We start from the raw sequence: 22,509 nt of genomic DNA, 5'->3' as shown, positions 1-22,509 counted from the left end.
TACGCTTCCATAAAGAGCGAGCTTCCGTTCCAAGGGCCCGGGTTCCCTCGTATTTTCAGTCTAAGGGTTTCTGTTTTTGATGAATACCTGCTCATTTGCTATTTTAAGGGGGGAATTTTTCCTTTTAACAACAGGAAGCGGTACGGGCGAGGAGACATCCAGCTTGCGAGAGTGCATCGCCCGCATATCATCTAACTGCTTGCTTGCACTTGGATCATTCGCTCATTTTGCGTTTTGCGAAGGCGGTCGGTGTTTCGCCTGTTATTCTCTTAAACAAATGAGAGAAATGTTTGGCATCCTCGTAACCTACCAACTCGCCGACTTCAGATGGACGCGACGTGCCGTCGGCTAGCAGCTCCTTTGCTTTGCTGATCCGGTAGCCGCTCACATAATCGGAGAAGGTGTAGCCGGTCTGGCTTTTGAACAATCTGGATAAATGTCCAAGACTGACATGATGATCAGAAGCAAACTGCTGAAGGGAGAGGTCGCCTTGATAGTTGGCATGAATCCAGTTCATCAACACCGGAATGAGCCCTTTTGGCTTCTGTTCCTTTGATGTGTGTTTCCCTGCAATCCCGAATACTGCTGCCGTAAGCCATTCCTTGATTGGCTCATAGTCGGTCACTTCGTGCAGCAGGCTCATATCCTCCTGCAGTAAAGTCGATGATTCTGCTTGCAAATTGAACTTCAACGAATAAAACAGATCGCTAGCAAACTGCACCAGCTGCTTTTGGGTGACCTCTTTGTACTGCAGTCCCTTGACGATACGCGATATCGTATCTCGTCCTCTTGCCATATCGCCCGCTTTAACCTGTGCTTGAAGTGCACGCGCTTTTACCCATATTTCGGAAATATCAGGCGCAGCCAGCTTCATATCCGGTGATGCCAAGGTCGGCTCGCCGATTCGCAAATGCTCTTCAAGCTGCTTTCCAAGGCGGATGAAGCTGCGATTTAGACTCTCGTTCTCTTTCTTTATTGTGAAGCTCACATGGAGAAGGATGCCATGTGTGTTCACATACTCAAAGAGCGATTGAAGCTTTGTCTTTAGCGACTGCGTAAATGCTTCATTCCCAGCGGGCAGCAGCAGAACTCTGCGGCGGCCGTCAATCGTAATGCAATGATTATCCCGCTCCTTGTTCAAGACGCTCCCGAAATGCGCGAGAATATCCGATGCCTCAAGCCCAGCATCCTTCCAAGTAAGCGGTGATGCCCAGTTCTCCAGAAGCAGCAGCACCATGAACAAACGCTGCTGCTCAGCATCGGCTGGCTTAACATGCTCCATCGCATCCGCCGCCAGCAGCCGCTGAAGAAGTGACCACGCAACACGGTCGCTACGGCTGCGTGACTCGTCTTCAATACGCGCAAGCAAGCGGTCAACCGCCTTGTAAAGGGTCTCTTTCTTAACTGGCTTCAGCAAGTAGTCCGTCACGCCCGTTTGCATTCCCCGCTGTGCATAAGCAAAATCGTCATGGACACTGAGAATAATACCTTTGGTGTCAGGATGGCTGCGGCCAAGCTCGGCCAACAGCTCCACACCGTCAATGCCCGGCATTGTAATGTCGGTCAACACGAGATGTGGGACTACAGATTTCGCTGCTTCCAGCGCATCTTCCCCGTTCTCAAACGCAAGCACACGATGCTGCGGCTCGTATCGCTTAAAGAGGGCCTCGAGCTCCGCAAGCGCCCACCGCTCGTCTTCTACCAAAAATATATTCATCAGTCGGCCTCTCCCTTCACCTTGACGAATTGTTCATACGGGAACGTCAACCTAACCGTCGTTCCACGGTCAGGGGAACTTATCAGCTCTACTCCATATTTGACACCATGGAACAGCTTGATCCGCTGTGCGATATTGGACAGGCCTATCCCCTGCCCCTCCTCGTCGTAAGCGTCCACCGCCTGTACTCTCTCCAACCTTCGTCGCAGCATGTGGATGCGTTCCTCTTCAATACCACAGCCGTTGTCGGACACTTCGATAATCAGCTCACTGCCAAGTCTCTTAACAGCGATGTCGATTTGACCGCCTGACTTGACCTTGCTCAGTCCGTGAACGATTGCGTTCTCAATTAGCGGCTGAACGGTAAGCTTCAGCACCGATGCTTGCAGCAGTGCTTCCGGCACTTCCATATTGAACTCAAATCGATTGCCGAATCGATGCTGCTGAATATTCATGTAATTGCTAATATGCTCCATCTCGTCGCGCAGAGGGATGGGACGATGAAGATTTGTCATGCTGTATTTGAACAGCTCGGCCAGCGATTCTGCCATCTCGGCAACCTCTTCGATGCCTCGAACCCTGCTGATAGACTTCATAATGTTAAGCGTGTTATACAAAAAATGAGGGTTGATCTGCGCCTGCAGCGCCGATAGCTGCGCATTCTTCTCCGCTAATTTGGATGTGTACACTTCGCTGATTAAGCGTGTAATACTATCCAGCATGTTGTTGTAGATACGGCTCAGACGGCCGATCTCATTGTTGCCGGTCACCTCCATTCTCTGGCTCAAATCCCCCTGCTCAACACGCGCCATCTTTTTCATCAAATTACGGAGCGGAAGCGTCATCTGATACGACAGCACATAGGACACAAAAGCAATTAGACCCATCGCGAGCAGGCCAACGAGAAAAAGAATATAAGTAGAATGTTTCTGCTTGGACAGCAGGAATTCGTTCGGAATTAGAATCAACGTATTCCATTTTGTATAGGAGGATTTCGACGTTGTATAGATATAGCTCTCGCCGTTCCACACCACCTCATTCGATTCATGATTGCCTTGGAAGATGGAAAGATCAATTCCAGTGTCATTGCTGCCCGTCAGCTCATTCCTGTCGTCATAGACGACACTGCCTTCATCGGTAATAATGAACGCTCTCATATACCGTTCAACGTCGTTGCTGTCGGAATTGACAAGCATGTCCTTGATGACATTCACATTAATATTAATTTTCATATAGCCCAAAACATCAAGGTATGGAATGCGGCTGATGTTCCGTATGAAGGATATCACCTGAGCTTCACGATCACCGCCCGTATTCTCCGCTGTGACCGGCAGAAGCAGAAATTTGACTCCGGGCATATCCAGTCGATTCTGATACCAGCTCTCGCTTTGAAGATTGAAGCTTATTTTAGGTCCCCCCGCCTTCGATACAAAATAAGCGATGTCGTCCGTGGTGAAAATATAGATGCTCTGGAGCTGAGGGCGCGGCTGAAGATGGGTGAACAATCTATTGTTGATCGTCAGCTCAATTTGGTTCTGCGTAACGGGTTCAGGAATTCCATAATGATCAATTAAGCTTTCTTGAATAATAGGATCGCCAATAATAGACACGGAGAGCTTCTCCATATCCTGAATATAAAGCTCGAAGGTTCGGCTGAACTGCCGAGAAATCGTGTCGGAAAGCGCTAACGTTTGATTTTTGATATCGTTTACATTTTTATAGTAGAAAATAATACAGGTCAGCATGACGATGAACAGCGATACCGCGGAAAAGACGATGAACATTTTACTCTTCAGCAAGTAGTCGTTCCAATTTTTCATCATGGCTTCTCCTTATATAAAGATGTTTCCTCTTATTTTTGCATGAGGATGATCCCACCTATGAAAGCAAAGAACATAAACCTTACACTTAATTTGTTTAATGTATAGTATTGCAAATGCGAGACTGCAAATAATAAGGAGGAAATGAGGATTGGGAGTGTGAACTTCTATTTTCGACACGCATGCTAGTTTACCTTCCATGATTCTATTTGAGATGAATAAATAATCAACTTATTATTCCTTTTATTTAGCCTTTAAAAAATAAAAAAAGCCGCCCTTAGGCAGGGCGGCTGCTCTTGCTTATTTCAAACCCCATAATGCTGGCACATTCGATGGTTCCCAGCCAGCTAATGACGTATGAGGCTGAATACAATAATAGGTTTTGCCTCCGTAAGTAACGAGGTCGTTTGCTTTGTAGCTTACATTAGGTGCCCAAGCACTTACCGTTCCACCGTTTGCATCAGTCGTAGCGGCAACTGATGTGCCGCTCGAAACATTGCCCGCGGCATCTTTCGCTACTACAGTAAATGTATAAGCCGTACTTGCAGCAAGACCGTTAATTGTTGTGCTCGTTCCCGTGACGTTCACGTTGGTAGAACCATAAGTCACGGTATAACCGGTTACGCCAACGTTGTCAGTAGATGCTGTCCATGAAAGACTGACGCTGGAGGATGTTTTGCCTGTGACTTGAAGATTCGTTGGCGCTGTTGGCGAGGTTGTATCACCCGCAGCTGGATTCGTCGTTACTGGAAGTGCATTGCTCGCTCCCGATATATTCCCAGCTGCATCCTTCGCTGTTACAGTAAACGTATAGGCTGTATTAGCAGCAAGACCGCTAATTGTCGTGCTTGTTCCCGTGACGTTTACGCTTGTAGAACCATAAGTTACGGTATAGCCCGTCACGCCAACGTTGTCAGTGGATGCGTTCCATGAAAGACTTACGCTGGATGAAGTTTTGCCTGTGACTTGAAGATTCGTTGGCGCTGTTGGCGGGGTTGTGTCTCCCGCAAGTGGATTCGTCGTTACCGAAAGCGCATTGCTCGCTCCCGAAATGTTGCCAGCCGCATCCTTCGCTTTCACAGTAAACGTATAGGCTGTATTAGCAGCAAGCCCACTAATTGTCGTGCTCGTTCCTGTGACGTTTACGCTTGTAGAACCATAAGTCACGGTATAACCGGTCACGCCAACGTTGTCAGTGGACGCACCCCAAGCCAATGTTACACTATTTGATGTTTTTGCAGTGGATTGAAGGTTACTCGGTACCGATGGCGCTATGATGTCTGCACTACCGGATCCTGCCAAATCGCTCGCCAGCTTGTTTAGCAGAACTTTGTTTCGGTCACCGCTAAACTCCCAGAACATGGCACCACCCAGCCCTTTGCTTTGAATGAAGGCTGTCTTGTGGCCCAGTGATTCTGTATCATCGTAGGAGATAAAAGTACGTTTAACAGCGTTATACAAGTAAGGTACCTTCGCTGTATCATTCCAATACCGTGTGTAGCCGTTTTTATTAATGTAGTTGTTTTCGAGATCTGTATAATCAAATAATCCCGCTTCCCATGTACCCGCAGGCACGCCAGAGCAACTTTGATACTGCCCATTACCGGTCGCTGCGCAATTGGCCCAGCCCCGACCATAGAAAGGAACTCCCAACACAATTTTACTAGCTGGGACACCGGCATCCAAATGCCCTTGCACGCCAGACGCACTGTTATATGTCGCTGCGTTTGGAACGCCCGCCGCTGCTGCTGCAGGGTCATAATTCAGCGGAGAATTGTGGGCGCTTACGGTTTGCCAGCCACCGTTGAAATCATATGTCATAATGTTGATCCAATCAACAATCGCAGCAATATTGCCTAGCTCGGTATTTTGTGCATACGTCGGACTTGCACCTGATGCTATCGTCAGCAGATAAGTTTTACCATCCGCAGCACCCGCAGCATTAAGCTTCTCGCGAATCTTCTGAAGCAGCAGCGTATAGTTTTGCTTATCAGCAGCCCTTACGCTATTGCCAGCTAACCCTCCGCTTACCGGGTATTCCCAGTCGAGATCAACGCCATCGAATTGATATTTTCGCAGGAAGTCTACCGCTGAATTAGCGAATGTCTCCCTTGTGGCTGCACTGGCGGCAACATCAGAGAATCGGTTCGACCAACTCCATCCGCCTACGGAGATAATTGTTTTTAAATGCGGATTAGCTTGCTTCTGCTTAATCAGCTGCCCAAGATTGCCCTTTATCGGCTTATCCCACGTATCCCCAGGGAACGCTTTTCCTGTGTCGATCCAAGGATCGCCTAATACGATTGTCCCATTTGGCACGTTAATCGTACCAACTTCATCCTGACAAGCCCATGTCACAGGATTAGGCCCTGTCGGATCTGAATTTCCGTGAATGCCATTCCAACAAATATCTGCAAACGCATAGTTAATATGAGTTACCTTGCTAACATCCATATCCATGACATTGTAATTTCTGCCATAGGCACCCCAAGATGGATAATACCCGATTATCTTTGAATTTGAAGCTGCTTCTACCTTCTGTCCACCAAATGCTAGGGAGTAAAATAATGAGAGGATGAGAAAAGCAACCAACAGGATAACACTACTTTTTCGTACTGATGCTCCGCCTAGTACCATTTCTTAAATACACCTCTTCCTTCAATTTTGAAATCGCTTTCAATAAGTGAATATCAAATAGACTCTGCCCAGTCACCTCCTAAAGTAAGGATAAAAACAAAGAAAACCGTCACATCATAGTTCTGCTAAGTCGTTTGAACAAGAGAAAAGAAGATTGCACAAAGAAGATCGGGGGGAAATTGCGGTGTAAAGCGAGTATCTGATATGTTTCTCTCTTTATTGTACGAGGTGTCTCCATAACCAAAAAGAAGGTTGATTATGTTATTAAGGGATAAATATCTCTTATTCTTTGAAAATGGGTTTTTATTTCAACTTCATAGAAAACGGAATCGTTTAATATTATCCTTCTATAGCCATTTGTCCCCTCTGAGTTCGTTATTAGCAAAAGATATCACAGCACAAAAAAACACGCTAAACTATAGCGTGTTTAACATAAATGCCCTGTGAAGCTTTCGAAAACCTTACCTAGTGAAACGCTTAATACGTTTTATTCAATACTTTTCAATGATTCAATCATATTAATTTGAGAAACTTTTCGCCGAAGCAGTAAATTAGAAAGCGTAGTAAGTAAGAACGCAAGCAGAATAGAAACTAACATGATCGTTAGGTTTAATTTATCTGGGATTTGCTGATGGGGACTCGACAGTGCCTGAACAATTATTGTGTAGATATAGCCGCTGATCGGTAACGCTACAATGACCGCAAAGGCGGTTAAAATGATATTTTCAGAGAAGATAAGCCGGTTTATTTTATTTTTTTGATAGCCTAATACCTTTAGTGTTGCAAGCTCACGAATCCTTTCATAAATGTTAATGGAAGATATCGTATAGATAGCCCCAAAGGAGAGTATGACCGCACAAATGATAAACATAATGAATACAAAACTATTTTGCCTCAAAATATATTGCGCGGATTTCTTTAGATCATTCTTATCTGCAATGGTGTCTACACGTTGATCCTGCTCAAAGAAATTACGAATGCTTATCAGATCTGCCGAGCTGTTCGCTTTAACTAAAACCGAGGTTGGGCGATAGTCTATGCCTAAGCTATTCATATATTCGGGCGTGCTATAAAACGAAGGATTCGAATACTGATTAGATATTTTTAAAACCTTCATGTTCACCGATTTTTGGTTAAGCTCTGGTGCTGTAAATTCCATTTGGATCGTATCGCCTTCTGCAATTTGATACTTGTCAGCGTAAGATTTGGGTATTAGTACACCATCGTTTTCTAAACGAATTCTTTTATCATTTTCATCAAAGAAATGAACAAGGTCGTTCTCTTTTTCCGTAACCACTAATGTGGCGTTTTCTTTGACATCCTCTTTTATAAAGGCAACAGGGAAGGTGGATAATCCATGGCTTTTTGCAATATTGGAAGGGAGATTAATCGAATCAGAAGATGTTCCTATCGCATAATCGACTCTCAAATCATAGGTATACACCTCTTCAACTTGATCAGCCACTTTCACCAAAGACATTTGTGTGCCAAATGCAGTGATCAATAAAACAGTGCTTACAACCACACCAACGGAGCTCGCTAAAGCTTTTTGTTTATTTAAAAATATATTTCTCAAAATGAGCTTATGGCTGTAGGAAATTCGGCTCCAAATACCCGGAATTTTTTCAATGAGCAGCTTCTTCATCTTCTTTGGCGGTTTAGGACGCATCGCCTGGGCTGCACGTTCATTTAATATCGTTCTGCCACTAAAGTAACATGACAGGATTCCAAAAGCGCTGGAGAAAATAATAGGAGGAATAATAGAAAATAATGAAAGTGTAAATGAAATGTCAGGCATAGAGTAAGCTCTTGCATTCGACGCCGTAATTAATGGAATAAATACAATAGCGGATATGACATAACCAAGAATAGAACCTATGATGCTTGCCAGCACAGGATACCCCATATAATGAAGCATAATATTTCTGTTTTTTACACCTAATGCTTTCATAATGCCTACTTGGTTTCTTTGTGAATCTATAATTCTCGACATCGTAAGGAACAGAATAATTGCTTCAATCAAAAAGAGAACAAGAGGTATAACCTTACTCATCAATTTATTATTATGTATCGTTTGGTTTAATTGAGAGTAATTGAAAGAACGTTCTTTACTTTCTTGGGTTAAATAAGGGAGTTGTTTGGATTGTTCCTCAATGGTTTGACCTATTTTATCCATATCGTAACCCTCTTGCGCCTCAATCATGACTTCATTATAGTAAAAGCCGTCTGCGATTGCAGGAATTGTCGCTTCGCCAATATAAGCGATTCCGCTGGTTTTATGGTCCTGCGTTTCGTTCTTTTTAGTATGTTCAACATTCTCAATCAAGCCGCTAATTGTAAAATTAAAGCTTCTTCCATTCCTGCTAATACTGATTGTGTCACCTAGTTGAAAATGATGTTCTTTGGCATAAGCGGAATCTATTACGATTTCATCCTGTTTTGACGGGATATTGCCCGTAATGATCGTAGGCGTATTTATTTCATTTGTTTCAGGAATTGAATGGATTTTCAAAATCGCTTTATAATCTTCAAAAGCTTGCGTGCCATCAAAGCTATACCGTCCTTCTATTTTATGAATACCTGCAATCTCGCTTAGACGAGCCACATCATCGCTTGAAATTTGGCTGTAGTATACATTTAAATCGCTTAAATGATGTTCTTTAAAATAAACCTTCGTATACGCGCCAAGATTGTCGCTCAAAGTTACAAGCCCCGTATAGAAGAAAGCTCCTACTGCGATAACCAAAACAAAAGCTATAAATTGTCCTATCGATTGTTTGACATCCCTTAATGATTTCAGTAATAATTTCATAATTACCACTCAATCCCTTCAACACTTTGTTTTTCCTCATTTATAGTGATGCTCTCTATCCTTCCGCTTTTAACCTTTATGACTTTATCAGCCATAGGAGCAATTGCAGAGTTATGTGTGACCACAACAACGCATTTTTTCGTATCTTTGTTCAAATCTTGAAGAAGCTTCAACACAGACTTGCCCGTTACATAATCCAAAGCTCCGGTGGGCTCATCACAAAGCAGCAGTAAAGGATTTTTGGCAACCGCTCTCGCGATAGCAACTCTTTGCTGTTCCCCTCCAGACAACTGGGAAGGGAAGTTTTTGATTCGGTCTTTTAATCCGACTTTATGTAAAATATCTTTAGCGTCCAAATGGTTTTTACATACTTCCGTCGCAAATTCAACATTCTCCAGCGTGTTTAAATTCGGAATCAAATTATAAAATTGAAATACAAAACCTATCTTCTCACCACGATATTCTGTTAATTTTTTTTCGCCTAATCTTGTGATTTCATGGTCACCAACAAACACTTGACCTGAAGTTGCTGTATCCATACCGCCAAGTATATTCAAGATCGTACTTTTGCCGGCACCACTTGCACCTAAAATGACAACGAATTCCCCTTCTGATATGGAAAAATCAACACCCGCTAGCGCCTTAATCGTTACTTCACCTATGTTGTATTCTTTGGTTACATTTTTGAAATCGATTAACTTTTTCACTACCTTCATCTCCTTGTATCCTATTTTTTAGAACATGGTTTGTTGTTTCACCGGTTAACTTATGGAGGCAACGCCCCATTGCTACACTATTTTTCCATCATATACCATCCAAAAGAAATGACCTTCCCTCGTTCGATGTATTTTGCGCTCGGTCTCTAGAAGGAAAGCCTCGAATTTAGCTGCTAATTCTGTTGCTCTGTTTGAAAGCATAACATTTGAATCCTGACCTCATGTATGTCTGGTATCAAAACGAAAAATAATAAATCCACCGATTAAATCCTGAAGATATTCAATATGTTTGAACCTGAGCGATGAAAGTTTAGTTGAATACGTTCTGAGCAAGAGTCAATCTTAAAAAAATAAAGTACAAGAACTCATTTTATTTACATTCAAAATGAGTTCTTGTACTTTATTTAGTTGCAGCGTGTAAACTTCTACTTAAAGCTTTGGGCCCATTCAGCAACCCTCCGACTACTTTCTTCTTCTGACAAATCCTCAATCCTAGTCATAATAGACCATCTTACTCCAAAAGGATCCAATATACTTCCGAATCGATCACCTGAAACAAAGTTTATAACCGGTTCCCTTATTTTTGCTCCTCTTGCTACCGCATTTTCAATTGCCTGATCAACATTAATTACGTAAATTCCTAAAGAATAACACGCATTGTCTTCATCTGGCGGCAAGACCAATTTATACGCCGGATTCGCTGCTCCCAGCTGCAAAAAACCATTTCCAAAATCTAATTCCGCATGAGCAATTATTTTATTGCCATTTCCATCAGGATATTCAGTAATATCCTTAACTCTTGCATTGAAAACAGTTTTATAAAACTCTATTGCTTCAGAAGGATTCTTCACTGTTATAAATGGGGTAATCGATGTGCAGCCGTTGGGTGTTCCATTCTTTGTATATTTACCTGACACTCCCATATACTCTCTGCTTTCAGTCATTTTTACTCCTCCTTTAAATGATCATAATCGATCAATTTTATATATTCCGTATTATTCATTTGCAAGTTCTCCTTATTTAACAATTCATCAAGTAATACCAACACTCCATCGGTAATTAATGATTATCATCATTATAAAATAGCTTCACTGACATCTGCTGTCAGTGAAGCTATTAAAGTTGATAATATTCCATTAATTCCGACGTAACAGCAACAAGTTTTTCCTTCAAACTCTGTGGTTCGATTACTTGAATGGATTTCCCGTAGGATAGGAGAAAATAAGGGACATATAGATGAATTGATTTTTCCTCAAGTAAAAAGATTGCTTGATTTGATGACCGCTCTTTCAGATGGTGCCCCAAAAACCAATGCAAGCATAAGTCATCCAATGCCTCTGACCTGCCTCGGATAATTAAAGAAATTAATCCGTCCTTGCCCACTAAATCAGGTAACAGATTTTGCATAAAAAATTCTCGAGCCGAAAAAGCTTCGGAACGCTTAAATAGGATTTGAGTACGCTTGATTTGTAGAATCCGATCTGCCCGAAAGCTGCGGATCTCATTCCTTAAGTGGCAAAATGCAACAGTATACCATTTATTGTTCCAGTAAACCATTCCATAGGGATCTATCACCCTATTCTTGGGTTGTTCTTCATGGCTTGTGCGATAATCAATTTCTACAGAGAATTCGTTTACTACAGCCTGCTCCAATTCCGCCAATACCGGCTGAATAGAAGGATCTCCCATGCGGTTAATAACTTCAAATCCGGCTAAATGACGGCTAAGTATTCTTTCCTGCTCCTGATTCGAATACATTTTCAATTTTGAAGTCGCATTGCTTAATGCCTCACTCAAAGGGTATCCGGCTTCTTTTGCAAAAACAGCAGCTTGAAGTAGTGCCTTTTTTTCTTCAATATCAAATAGCAGAGGTGCTCTGATAAAATTATTCAGCAAGCTATACCCGCCATTATGACCTGTGTCGGATATTATAGGCACTCCACTGGCACATAGTGCATCAATATACCGATAAACTGTTCGTATATTTATTTCTAGCTTTTCTGATATTTGTTTTGCAGTCATTTTCACGCCAGAATTCAGCATCCATAGAATGGCCAGCATATTATCGTTTTTTGGCATAACTTGTATCCTCGCCTTTTATTAAACCTCATTATTTTATAAATATATCGGAACTCTATCAACTGTCACATCTTACATAAAGGGTAGAATCAACTCAATTTCTTAATCAGTTTCTCCACTCGCTTTCGTTTTGTGTCCTTTTCAATATCACCCAGTCGTGAGGAAAGCGTCTTTATGAAAAGGCTTTTGTTTTTATCGTTAACGATGGATATTGCATTCTCCGCATACATTGGAAGCTGATTGGTCGGACATTTCTTAAGCTGTTCGATGAGTAATGTGAATGCATGATCCGCATATGGTTTGATCGAACAAAGTTTAATTAGAATATTTACCCCATGATCTTTGGTGATTACCGAACCTTTGTAGGTAATATCAACAATTTTTTCAAGGGATAAATAAATGACTTCCGGATTTTCAAGAGTTATCGCATTTAGTGCTGTCATAGCCCCCCAAACAAGTCGATTGTTTCCATGATCAAGTAATGTTACGAACTCTTTACTGTATTCAGCAATTAATGATGGCCTCAGATCTCCTATCTCATAGAGAACTTTAATGCAATCGCTTTGGATGTTCTTGTCATTGTTATGCAAGTTATCAACAAGTTCTATTACAGCTCCTTTATCATCTCGATCGGCAATATATTTCGCCAGCTCCTGGTTAGGACCTTCGTCTTTGCGGTTAAGTGACGATGCTAATTTGTCGATTATGGTCATTTGTTTTTCTCCTTCAAAGAAGCTAATGCATAATTTAATTCCACGTCCTGCCCATCGATATATTTCATCTTAAATGTTTGCTCGTTCATCGGAACCGTGATATCGGGAGTTGCTCCGCCAAATCCGCGTTCATCGCTATCGCCTTGAATCGTTTTGTCTTGATTAAGAGATCGGCCATCCGGGAACCGCACGATATATCCTCCCGGCATTTTCATTTCTATAGGAGCGGACACGACTCCGAACGAACCGTTCGTGGACGCAAAGCCGATAATCTTGACATTTTGCATTCCTATTAAGAACAAAGGCAATCCTTCCCCTGAGCTCGCGGTGTTCGAATTAATGAGGACGGCGATTTTCCCTGGAAAGTAAATCCGCGAAGGACGAATGGTTCTGGTTTCAGCGCGGTTGATTTCAAAACGTCCCGTATTTGGATTATAGTAACTGACGTATTCATAGATCTTCTTCTCGTTCACAAAATGTCCTGCCATTTGGGCAACAAGATCGTCGTCTCCGCCCGGATTATCCCGCAAATCGATGATGATTCCCTTTACGCGTTTCTCTTGAAACTCTTTTAATTGGTCTTCCAGCGCTTGCGCGGGATCGGATTGTGTCGTTCCGGGAAGAAAATATCTGATCTTCACGTACCCGTATTCCTCCCGAAGGATCTCGCCTTCTACGGGAGGATCTTCTTTTTTTAGCTTAATTTTCGTTTTCTTCAAGGTCTCGTATTGATCGTCGTAGGCTGTAAGCGTCGCAGTCTTGCTCGCTTCATCATCCCGATTCCGAAATTCGACTTGAATTTCTTTGCCGATTGGAGCTCTTGCCAAGTAACGCCCTTGATTTTGAATCCGATCGCCTTCGGTTGCCGACGGGTTCTCGCTCCAGGACGTTTGGTCCAATGCTTCCCGAACGTTTTTCCCGTCCCACGAAATGATTTCGGCTCCGAGCTTGATTCCGCTTTTGTCAGCCGGGCTGTCAGCTAACAGTAAGCTAACCAATACTTTGCCGTTATCCAATTGAACCGCGCTAATTCCAACTCCGCCGCCGACTTCATTTTTAAACGTGTTATTATCGTCGTACAGATGTTCATTCACGATTTCAATATGGCCGTCGCGGAAAGAAAAGAGGTAATCCCTTAAAGTTTTATAGTAGAGATTCGGATCATGGTTGATTTCCGCTTGGAGGAATAGAGGCTCGTATTTCTTTTTCTTTGCCTCCCAATCGATTTTTTTCCAGTCTCCGAAAGGGTATTCGGCGGACAACCTTTCGTTCATCGCGATAAAAGCTTTGGAATAGCTCTTATGGCTTAAATCGCTCACCGGATTGTAACGAACTTCTCCCGCAACGGTTAATGCCAATAGCGTAGGAAGGGTACCAAGGACGCAAACGATAACCATGACAAAGCGAAATTTCGAAGACATCGGCTTAATGGCCGGTTTAAAGACTCTTCTCGCAGTACTTAAGAATAGGATGGCCGTAGAGGAGTAAATCAGCAGAGCCAGTATAGAGGTATCGCCATTCATAAGGCTAATAACCGCAATGATTACACCTGCGCTCGGTATAAAATCCAACCAGCGGTTATTTTTGAGAATGGGCCAAGCATACCTCAGCAAGACGAACAAGTTTAGCGCACATAAAATCATTTCCCAGACAGTCAACCATTTTAATGAATCGATAACATCTTGAATAAAGCTCATCGTTTCAATTCCTCCGATCAGTTATATGTGAATCGAACTGAGTGTATTGGAGAAATATGAACGGAGCGTGAACTTATTTGCAAATGGCGGAATCGTTATGCAAGGCAGCGGGAAGCGTCACGGTAAACGTCGTGCCCAGTCCGACGGTGCTCTTCACCTCTATGCTTCCGCGATGGAGAGCAACGATTTTGTGGGAGATGGCAAGACCGAGACCATTGCCGCTTCTGTCTTGGGCCCGCGACTTGTCCGCTTTGTAGAAGCGCTCGAAAATAGAGCTTAAATCGTCCGGCGCAATGCCGATCCCGGAATCGCTTATCGCAACGGCAATCTCATGAGGATGAGGCCGGCTGATCGCGATGAGAACTTGACCGGCGCGGGGCGTGAACTTGATGGCATTCCCGAGCAAATTCAACCAAACTTGATTGAGTTGATCCCGGTCGGCCGTTATTTCGGTGCCGGCTCCCGAAGGGGACTCTATGTCGACACGAATGCTTTTGGCCGACCACTGGGGCTCGCACGCGACGATTACTCGTCGAATTTGCTCATCTAGTTTATACGATTCCATCTCGAACGGATGATGATCCGATTCGAGGGAAGCGAGCTTCAGCAGATTATCGCTGAGTCTGGATAATCTGTCGCTCTCGGTAACGATTATATCCAAGTATTGGACGCGATCGTCCTCCGCAATAACCAGATTGCCATCTTTCAGCGCCTTCGCGAATCCGGAGATGGAAGTTAACGGAGATTGGATTTCATGGGACACGTTTGATACGAAATCTTGTCGCATCCGCTCCAATTGCTTGATTTCCCGAGCCATGTCGTTAATGCTCCGCGAGAGAGTTCCAAGCTCGTCTCCGCGATTGATTTTCAACTCAACCTCAAAGTCCCCTTTCGCCAACCGCTTAGTCGCATCCGTCATCGCTTGAAGAGGCTTCACCAGGTATCTGCCGGCAATGAGAATGCACAAGCTTCCGATCGCAAGCATGAGGAACAGAATAGTGAATAATAATCGGAAGATCGTAATTTCGTTCTTGGAAGAGCTCTGCAAAATTAAAGCATAATGTTTTCCATCGGAAGAAAACGGAAGGCCGACGAACGTACCGTTATCTTTTCCATGCGAACGGTACGGTTCTCCGCGCAGTACCATGCGAACCGATTCAGAATTAATCGCTTCGACCTTCTTGCCCTTGGTCGGCACATAGGAATTCATCCCGCCATTGCCGTCGTAAAGCTGCAACGTATAGGAAACCAATTCAGCCATATCATTCATGAACTCATCCAAATCCGGAGGATTCGTTTGCTCGTACACGCGTATTATACGATCGCCGGCCGCGATCATATCGTTTTTACCCGTAGCGTTCAGATCATTCTGGAATAGAGCAAGGGCGAGAAGAAGGGATGAGACCAAGCTGATGACGATGGCGGCCAGAAAAGTCAGCACGACGCGAACGTATAACGATTTCATCCCGGATTCACCGCCAGACGATAGCCAACGCTGCGTGCCGTTTCAATGCGAAAATGGCGGACGTCCCCGGCAAAGCGTTCCCGAAGCCGCTTGATATGTACATCGACGGTTCGGTCGTCGCCTTCGTAATCCATGCCCCAAATCTGAGTGATCAGCTGCTCTCTTGTAAAAATCTGGCCCGGGTGGCCGGCAAGCATGAACAGCAGCTCGAATTCTTTTAGCGGCAATGCTAATTCCTCTTCTCCCCGCATGACCTTATACGTTTTCCGATTCAGCACGATTTCGCCCAACGGTATGACCTGGGACGAGGCAATACGGGATCGCTTCAGTAACGCTTTAACCCGCATCACAAGCTCAACCGGATCAAACGGCTTCGTCATATAATCGTCGGTCCCGAGCTGGAATCCTTTTATCTTTTGACCCGATTCGCCCTTGGCCGTTACCATTAGAAGCGGAATGTCGGGATCGCTTTTCCGAATTTCTCTGCACAAATCCCATCCGTCCATATGCGGCATCATAATGTCGAGGATGACCAGATCGATTCTCGAACCTTTGACGATAGCATGCGCATCGATGCCGTTGTCCGCCTCGGTCAGATTGAATCCTTCATTCTTCAAATAAAGGCGCATCAAGGCGCGAATGTTAGGATCATCGTCCACGATAAGAATATTGACCATATAAACAATCCTCCACTTGGAAAACAATAGCCTTACGTTTGAATGTTGAACGCTGCAATCCCCAACTTATATTTACTGGACGGACCACGCGGTAGCTTTCGTACACAATCAGAAGCACAATATAAAAAGCAGCCAAAACGAATACAATACGGCTGCTTTAAAAGTATAACATCTTCTGATTGTCTGGAGCTTTAAAACTCAATTTTCCGGTAAAAAAATGAACCAAGCATTGTGACATCACAACGATTGGTTCATCACCATCAAACACGATTTCTATGATTGCGGACTATTCCATACTGTACTAGGAACCTCTCGACGCAGCACAGGTACCACTTCAGTAGCAAATCGTTCAATTTGCTCGCGTTGCTCCATTTCTGACAAGCCATCTACACTGATGCTGACCACTTGGTGCCCGTAAGCTTCATGATAGTTTAAAATCTTCTCGATCACTTTATCAGCGCTGCCGATCAAGGCAGGCCCATTTTGTACATTGTCCTCGAGGTCTTTGAAAGGCGAGTTGTTGTGCTGCGATGCAGCCGTTGCATGGAAAGCATCGTAATAGGGCCTATATCGTTTGAGCGCTTCCTCTGTGGTGTTAGCCAAATATAAGCTTCCAAATCCCGAGCCAACCATTGCTTTTTGAGGATCATGGCCATAATGGGCCAATCTCTCGCGATAATGATCGATTAATGCTTTATATTTAGCCTGGGGGTGAAACGTATTGGAGGAAAAAATCGGTTCACCATATTTCGCAGCTAATTCGGTCGACAGCGTACTAGATGCGCTTCCATGCCAGACCGGAATTGAATGTTGAAAGGTTCTTGGTTGTGTAGTCACATTTTCAAGCGGTGAACGGTAGCGCCCCTGCCAGGTTACGTTCTCTTCGTTCCACAAGCGCTTCAGGAGTGCATACCGCTCTGCAAGGGATTCCCATTGTTCGTCTTCCGTAATTCCAAAAAGCGGATAGTGGCGAGGGTCGTTTCCTTTGCCAATAATCATCTCGAGTCGACCTCCCGAGAGATGATCCAGTGTGGCATAGTCCTCAGCAACACGCACTGGGTCGAGAACGCTTAAAACGGTGACCGTTGTTAGCAAACGAATCTTTACGGTTCTGGCAGCAATTGCGGTCAGGACTACTGGTGGCGAAGATGAGATAAATGGTGCTCCATGCCGCTCTCCAATTCCATAAGCATCAAAGCCAAGTTCTTCAGCAAGGACAGCCTGTTTAAGTACGTTCTCGAATTTCTGATGGGTGGTCAATGTCTCCCCGCTTACAGCATTCGGTATGTTCATCATTAGGCTAAACAAAGCAAATTTCAAGATTTACCTCTCCTCTCTAAGCCAGACTCAATCGTTAATAGGTTCATTTCAAACCCACCCTTTGTGAACATAAAAAAAAGCATGGATTTAATAATCCATGCTTCCGGTTGTCCAGGCAGCTTGTAATTCCGATAAGTTTAATATGTTTTATATTTTATAAGTTATCATCGTTGCACAACATTGTCAATCAACGCTTTTTGACCCTTCTTCTTGGGGTTTTATCCTTTATTCGTCGCGGCTCACACGAAAACCTTGATCGGGCCCCATGCCATTTGCCTCAAAATTGCTCAGATAAGATAACTCGCCAACATCACCAAGCCAGCCCCCGCCCTTCACAACTCGGGTAGAGTTACTATTACTTTCCGCGTCTCCAAACCCGTTCCAGCACCATTCCCTTACATTACCTGACATGTCGTAAAGCCCTAACTCGTTGGGTTTCTTGACACCGATGGATTTTGTTTTGTTATGGTTGCTTTCTACTATAGGCCAGTTCCATTCTCCTGATAAAATTTTATCTCCAGCGTTTTTCCAATACCATGCTACATCATCTGCATTATTGCTTCCGCTGTAGGTGTAACTTTTGCTCTTCTGACCACCACCTGCAGCATATTGCCACTCTGCTTCTGTCGGCAATCGGTAACCATTCGCTCCAGCATTGATCGTTACTGTCCATTTTAGATTATCGTTTTCACTTGTATTTTTCGGATCTTTATTATTCTTGTCTATTGAGTAATACGGTGTTAATCCCTCTTTGATACTCCTTTTATTACAATACTCCACAACGTCATACCAACTCACCATTTCTACCGGCAAATTGTCGCCTTTGAATTCCGAGGGATTACTCCCCATAATCTCAATCCACTCTTTTTGAGTTACCTCATATTTGCCGATATAAAAATTCGATAATGCTACTTTTTCACCATAGTAGTTGGACTTCTTGTTCATAAACGGTCCGCCCTTGACTAAGACAAAGTCATCAGGTATTTTATTCGAAGTTTTATCAGGCTTTTCTTGCGAACAAGCGCTGATAACAACCATTATTGCTATGATAAGAAAAACGATTAGTTTTCTCATTGTTATATCTCCTTTAAACGTTTAGGAAAAATTATAGTCCGTGACATACTACAATTCTCCTCTGGCAGCACCGAGGACCGTTCATCTTACGGGAAACGGTCCTCAATGCGTCCAAACTGAAGGATCCAACTGGATAGATTCTAAAAGATAATAGTCAAGTAGCATGTAGGTTCTATCATTTTTTGAAATAGATAAGGCCGCAGGCTGTGAGACCGGGCGACCTTAACATTATCAAAAGATTAAACACATTCTCAACACACTAGATTCATCGTGCGCCAATTCATCGCCCTAATTGAAGATGAACTGTTACCAAACGGTTACGTTAGAGCTGCCACTGCTTTGATATCCTTCTGTCGCTAACACCTGATAGGACCAGCTGCTTCCGAGATTCATTCCTTTACTCTGCCATGCACTTACGTGGTTGCCAAAAGTGATAGCGACGTTGCTGCCTGTCGCTCTCTTAGACTGGCGGACACTCCAGAACTGGGTGAATGTTTTTGTGCCGTCGATGGAAGGTGCATTGACTCGTTGCGTCGTATAAATATCGTATGTTCCTCCATCACTGGACACTGTGCCTTTAAATGTTCCTGTAGGTCTATAAGTGCCCCAGCTATCAACGACGTAATATTCAATGAGTGAGTTTCTTGTCCATCCATAAAGAGTCAAATACCCGTTGCCGGACGGCGCCCAGACGCCTGCATTATAGTTTATTGTTCTAGATGGCGATCCAGTATTCCAGCCTTTACCAACCACGAAATTTCCGGTGTTTGACCAGCTGACACTGTAATTCCCACCAGATCCATTAGTAGCATTTACTGTTCCGCCACCATCGGTCCAATTTTGCCAGTAGTCTGTCGCTGCACTTGCGGATACTGCAAATAAGCTGGAAATACTCATTGAAGCTGCAATAACTAGCGTAAACACTTTCTTTTTAAACTTAAACATATATTATTACCTCCTAAAATTTAGTGTTTGTTACTGCTTGCCTACACACTACTTGAATATTACCTTTTATAAATCTCTCTCCTTTCATTGTTTGTCGGTTGTTTTCCTTGCAGTACAGTGCGTAACTTGTCCTGTTTCAAATAACGTGAAATCTGTCCCTCCTAACTAAAGGAATTTTTCTTTCCATACAAGACAATTCATGTCTTGAATAACTAAATTATAGAAAGTAAGCGCATACATTACAACTTAACAAATTATAGATTTGCCCCCACATATTAACTAATATTTCGAAACGCTCAAGGAACCAAGGTTACAATGGGAAGGACCTTTACGTTGAAAGAAGCTCTTGAATAGATGCTACATACCGGCGTTGCCATTTCATCAAGGTTGTAATTGATATTTCAAATTTATCCTGCTGAGACCACAATAAGGCCAAGTTCACCACTTTCTTTCTCTTCGAGAATAATAAGTTTCTCTGATGCGAAATATTCATTTTTAGATATGATAATTCTCCCCTCATAGCAACAGATTTTTTATTATTACATTTAATTTGGGGAGCATATTACAACAAGAGCAGTCTTTTTAAATGTGTATTTCTAATTCTTAACTTTTTAAAACTCATGAGAAAGTTTCATCAACACCCTTTTCTCAATTTTAAAACATAGCTCTAACTACTCCCAAAATCCTTCACAATCTCCCGCTGCGTCCGTTCATCATCGTCATAATCTAAACAAAACCATCCAATGACAACATCTTTCTCAATGTCATCAATTAATTCAATAGTCAAAGGATGGAGATGGATTTACAATAAGGTAACTTTTTAAGGTTTGCATTATCTGAAATATTCTTCTTTAAAGTTATGTTACTTCTACTTCAAATCATAAATCAAATTTATTATTTTCTCTATAAAGTGACTGAATCTTATAATTTGAATAATTAAATTTACTTCTGAACTCTTCAAAGGTAGTTTCCTTTTTGAATAGCCGTTCTATCACTGTTTTTTTTAGTGTACCATTTAAATAAAAGATATACGGAATAAATTCTTCTAAGATCCAATTGTGTGTGTAATCAACCTTCCATTTCATTTCATTATTAAATCCATCCATTTTATCAATTAATGGCGTATATCCCGCTTTCCAAACAATATCAACGTAATTTTTATTGATATCTCTAACAAATAATTCTGCTAGTATATCTGCTTTTATTTTATTTAAATGATTTTTATAAATAATTATATGATCCTTTTTTTGTAAATTAAGAGGATGAAAGATATCCCATTGTGTATTTCCATAAAAATGATCATGTTTCTGAGCAAAATCTACCATGGCGGTCCATAAATATAGTGGTGTTCTAATTATATTAAATTCTCCTTGATTAATTTCCTCATAATTAATCGCCCCAATAATTTGATATAGCTCACGCTTTGTTAATAAGTATTTTTCATATAAACAACTAATTAGTATACAAAGTTGTTCTGCAGTCTGAACATCAGTAATAAATCTATTATTTGGAAACTGTATACCTACTTTTTCACTATCAATATTCAAAATAAATTTCCTTTTTTCACTAAAGCCACTGTTATGATCATTAAACAATATTTTTCTTATTTGATCTTCTTCAAAAGTAAACATACAATCAGACAACCCTGGTTGTTGAAAACTTATGAGACAAGATAGTTTTTCTTCTATACTTACTGGCAAATAAGCATCTATTCTAACCTTACCTAATCCATATGTGTAATAACAAATATGTTTATCTCTTACAATTATTTCATCGATATAGAGACTTTTATCTTCTTTCAGCATTTTAATCTTTTCAATTATTTTATTGCTGTACTCAGCTTTTATAAATTTAAAAATCTCATATAATTCTTTAGTTTTCATTTTTGAAATCTCTTTCACAATATCATTAGTATCAAGTAGATTGTCTTTATATGAAAAATCAAATTCCACATATTCTATTTCTTTTCGATGTTTCCCTTTATCACCTATTATCAATATAGAAATAAAATCAAAATCCTCATACAATTTTTTAGAACAATATTTATCGAGGGTCTCTTTAATCTTTCCGAAAGTTGAATTAGTAGTTACTTGAAAACAAATACGTTTTTCTTTATCTCCCAAATCAATTGCAGGAAAATTCATTTTAAGTTTATTTAAGTTTTCTAAGTTTAATTTATATACTAAATTCAATAATCCACAAAAAAAATCTTCGCTTTTCCGATTGAAATCAAAATTACCAATGTCATTATTTAGTTCAATATACTTTATTAAAATACTAAAATACTCTATTATCTCTTCTAATAATTCTGATGATCTTAACATTTTTTACTCACCTCTATTTATATAAAGTGCTCTCCTTATTACTCTATTTATTAATTAATACTTTTAAATAATATTTATATAATACTAACAAATAGTATGTAAACTTACAAAAAAATAAAGTCGACTTTTTCTTAATTAAATGGACTAGAGAGTAATTTAAAATAATGTTTTGATTTAAATCTAATATCCAAAGAATTTATGCAATTGATAGGAATATTCAATCATTTGATGTTGTCATATATATTGTGTTTGCATGTAAAGTTGACCCTTCTTCTACCTTAAATTTCTCAATCTTAAGCAGCATCCGATCCCCAACAACGTCGCCACAGTACCAAGGATATCAATCAAACGAGATCTCTTTGGCTTCCTTATCCGTGCCAATTGAATCAATCAAGGATACGTCCTTCCGGATTTTCTTAACCGATCTTAATTACATAAGCATTTCGTTCTCAATTACAATGGGCTGTTACATTAGAGAGCTTCTTCCATAATAGCCGTCGACATTCCCTTTTT

General features: G+C 41.8%; 15 protein-coding genes. All 15 read right to left on the bottom strand.

Features of this window, described 5'->3' with window-relative positions; genetic code table 11:
* Positions 1–214: 214 nt before the first annotated feature.
* The 15 genes from AC1DOV_RS27600 to AC1DOV_RS27530 all read right to left on the bottom strand — a co-directional run bounded on the left by AC1DOV_RS27600 (position 215) and on the right by AC1DOV_RS27530 (position 21,996).
* Entirely contained in the window at positions 215–1,717 is a 1,503-nt protein-coding gene (locus AC1DOV_RS27600) for a response regulator transcription factor (RefSeq protein WP_477551538.1), read from the bottom strand.
* Positions 1,717–3,540 (bottom strand): sensor histidine kinase, encoded by a 1,824-nt coding sequence (locus AC1DOV_RS27595; RefSeq protein ID WP_477551537.1) that lies wholly within the window; start codon positions 3,538–3,540, stop codon positions 1,717–1,719. The genes AC1DOV_RS27600 and AC1DOV_RS27595 overlap by 1 nt, the downstream gene beginning before the upstream one ends.
* Positions 3,541–3,837: 297 nt before the next feature.
* Positions 3,838–6,174, bottom strand: coding sequence for a glycosyl hydrolase family 18 protein (locus AC1DOV_RS27590; RefSeq protein ID WP_477551536.1), 2,337 nt, complete (start codon positions 6,172–6,174; stop codon positions 3,838–3,840).
* A 487-nt stretch (positions 6,175–6,661) separates the two neighbouring features.
* The gene (locus AC1DOV_RS27585) at positions 6,662–8,986 is read right to left on the bottom strand and encodes an ABC transporter permease (protein ID WP_477551535.1); all 2,325 of its coding nucleotides are present in this window, start codon (positions 8,984–8,986) and stop codon (positions 6,662–6,664) included.
* Between the two features lie 2 nt (positions 8,987–8,988).
* Positions 8,989–9,693: an ABC transporter ATP-binding protein gene (locus AC1DOV_RS27580; protein WP_477509201.1), complete on the bottom strand. Its 705-nt coding sequence runs from the start codon at positions 9,691–9,693 to the stop codon at positions 8,989–8,991.
* Positions 9,694–10,127: 434 nt separating this feature from the next.
* On the bottom strand, positions 10,128–10,646 hold the full coding sequence (locus tag AC1DOV_RS27575) for a VOC family protein (RefSeq protein WP_477551534.1): 519 nt from the start codon (positions 10,644–10,646) through the stop codon (positions 10,128–10,130).
* A gap of 172 nt (positions 10,647–10,818) precedes the next feature.
* Complete coding sequence (locus AC1DOV_RS27570; RefSeq protein ID WP_477551533.1) at positions 10,819–11,781, bottom strand: helix-turn-helix transcriptional regulator; 963 nt, start codon at positions 11,779–11,781, stop codon at positions 10,819–10,821.
* Positions 11,782–11,870: 89 nt separating this feature from the next.
* Entirely contained in the window at positions 11,871–12,494 is a 624-nt protein-coding gene (locus AC1DOV_RS27565) for a hypothetical protein (protein ID WP_477551532.1), read from the bottom strand.
* Positions 12,491–14,191, bottom strand: coding sequence for a S41 family peptidase (locus AC1DOV_RS27560; RefSeq protein WP_477551531.1), 1,701 nt, complete (start codon positions 14,189–14,191; stop codon positions 12,491–12,493). The genes AC1DOV_RS27565 and AC1DOV_RS27560 overlap by 4 nt, the downstream gene beginning before the upstream one ends.
* Positions 14,192–14,264: 73 nt before the next feature.
* Positions 14,265–15,656, bottom strand: a complete 1,392-nt coding sequence (locus tag AC1DOV_RS27555) for a sensor histidine kinase (protein WP_477509205.1) — start codon at positions 15,654–15,656, stop codon at positions 14,265–14,267.
* Positions 15,653–16,333 carry a response regulator transcription factor gene (locus tag AC1DOV_RS27550; protein WP_477509206.1) on the bottom strand — a complete coding sequence of 227 codons (681 nt, stop codon included), beginning with the start codon at positions 16,331–16,333 and terminating at the stop codon, positions 15,653–15,655. The genes AC1DOV_RS27555 and AC1DOV_RS27550 overlap by 4 nt, the downstream gene beginning before the upstream one ends.
* A 273-nt stretch (positions 16,334–16,606) precedes the next feature.
* A complete protein-coding gene (locus tag AC1DOV_RS27545) occupies positions 16,607–17,653 on the bottom strand; it encodes an LLM class flavin-dependent oxidoreductase (protein ID WP_477551530.1) in 1,047 nt (348 codons plus the stop codon).
* A 225-nt stretch (positions 17,654–17,878) separates the two neighbouring features.
* Positions 17,879–18,727, bottom strand: coding sequence for a formylglycine-generating enzyme family protein (locus tag AC1DOV_RS27540; RefSeq protein ID WP_477551529.1), 849 nt, complete (start codon positions 18,725–18,727; stop codon positions 17,879–17,881).
* A 306-nt stretch (positions 18,728–19,033) separates the two neighbouring features.
* Positions 19,034–19,672, bottom strand: a complete 639-nt coding sequence (locus AC1DOV_RS27535; protein WP_076269489.1) for a glycoside hydrolase family 11 protein — start codon at positions 19,670–19,672, stop codon at positions 19,034–19,036.
* Between the two features lie 878 nt (positions 19,673–20,550).
* The gene (locus tag AC1DOV_RS27530) at positions 20,551–21,996 is read right to left on the bottom strand and encodes an SMEK domain-containing protein (RefSeq protein WP_477551528.1); all 1,446 of its coding nucleotides are present in this window, start codon (positions 21,994–21,996) and stop codon (positions 20,551–20,553) included.
* Between the last annotated feature and the right edge of the window lie 513 nt (positions 21,997–22,509).

It is taken from the genome of Paenibacillus sp. 01T47, assembly GCF_056398245.1.
Note: the sequence above shows the minus strand (reverse complement) of the source record. Positions and strands in the feature narration are given on the sequence as shown.

Excerpts from the sequence above, each read along its gene's own strand:
- AC1DOV_RS27590 (WP_477551536.1), bottom strand. The coding sequence starts at position 6,174 with ATGGTACTAGGCGGAGCATCAGTACGAAAAAGTAGTGTTATCCTGTTG.
- AC1DOV_RS27575 (WP_477551534.1), bottom strand. The coding sequence starts at position 10,646 with ATGACTGAAAGCAGAGAGTATATGGGAGTGTCAGGTAAATATACAAAG.
- AC1DOV_RS27585 (WP_477551535.1), bottom strand. The coding sequence starts at position 8,986 with ATGAAATTATTACTGAAATCATTAAGGGATGTCAAACAATCGATAGGA.
- AC1DOV_RS27530 (WP_477551528.1), bottom strand. The coding sequence starts at position 21,996 with ATGTTAAGATCATCAGAATTATTAGAAGAGATAATAGAGTATTTTAGT.
- AC1DOV_RS27555 (WP_477509205.1), bottom strand. The coding sequence starts at position 15,656 with ATGAAATCGTTATACGTTCGCGTCGTGCTGACTTTTCTGGCCGCCATC.
- AC1DOV_RS27540 (WP_477551529.1), bottom strand. The coding sequence starts at position 18,727 with ATGAGAAAACTAATCGTTTTTCTTATCATAGCAATAATGGTTGTTATC.
- AC1DOV_RS27535 (WP_076269489.1), bottom strand. The coding sequence starts at position 19,672 with ATGTTTAAGTTTAAAAAGAAAGTGTTTACGCTAGTTATTGCAGCTTCA.
- AC1DOV_RS27550 (WP_477509206.1), bottom strand. The coding sequence starts at position 16,333 with ATGGTCAATATTCTTATCGTGGACGATGATCCTAACATTCGCGCCTTG.
- AC1DOV_RS27570 (WP_477551533.1), bottom strand. The coding sequence starts at position 11,781 with ATGCCAAAAAACGATAATATGCTGGCCATTCTATGGATGCTGAATTCT.
- AC1DOV_RS27595 (WP_477551537.1), bottom strand. The coding sequence starts at position 3,540 with ATGATGAAAAATTGGAACGACTACTTGCTGAAGAGTAAAATGTTCATC.
- AC1DOV_RS27560 (WP_477551531.1), bottom strand. The coding sequence starts at position 14,191 with ATGAGCTTTATTCAAGATGTTATCGATTCATTAAAATGGTTGACTGTC.
- AC1DOV_RS27600 (WP_477551538.1), bottom strand. The coding sequence starts at position 1,717 with ATGAATATATTTTTGGTAGAAGACGAGCGGTGGGCGCTTGCGGAGCTC.
- AC1DOV_RS27565 (WP_477551532.1), bottom strand. The coding sequence starts at position 12,494 with ATGACCATAATCGACAAATTAGCATCGTCACTTAACCGCAAAGACGAA.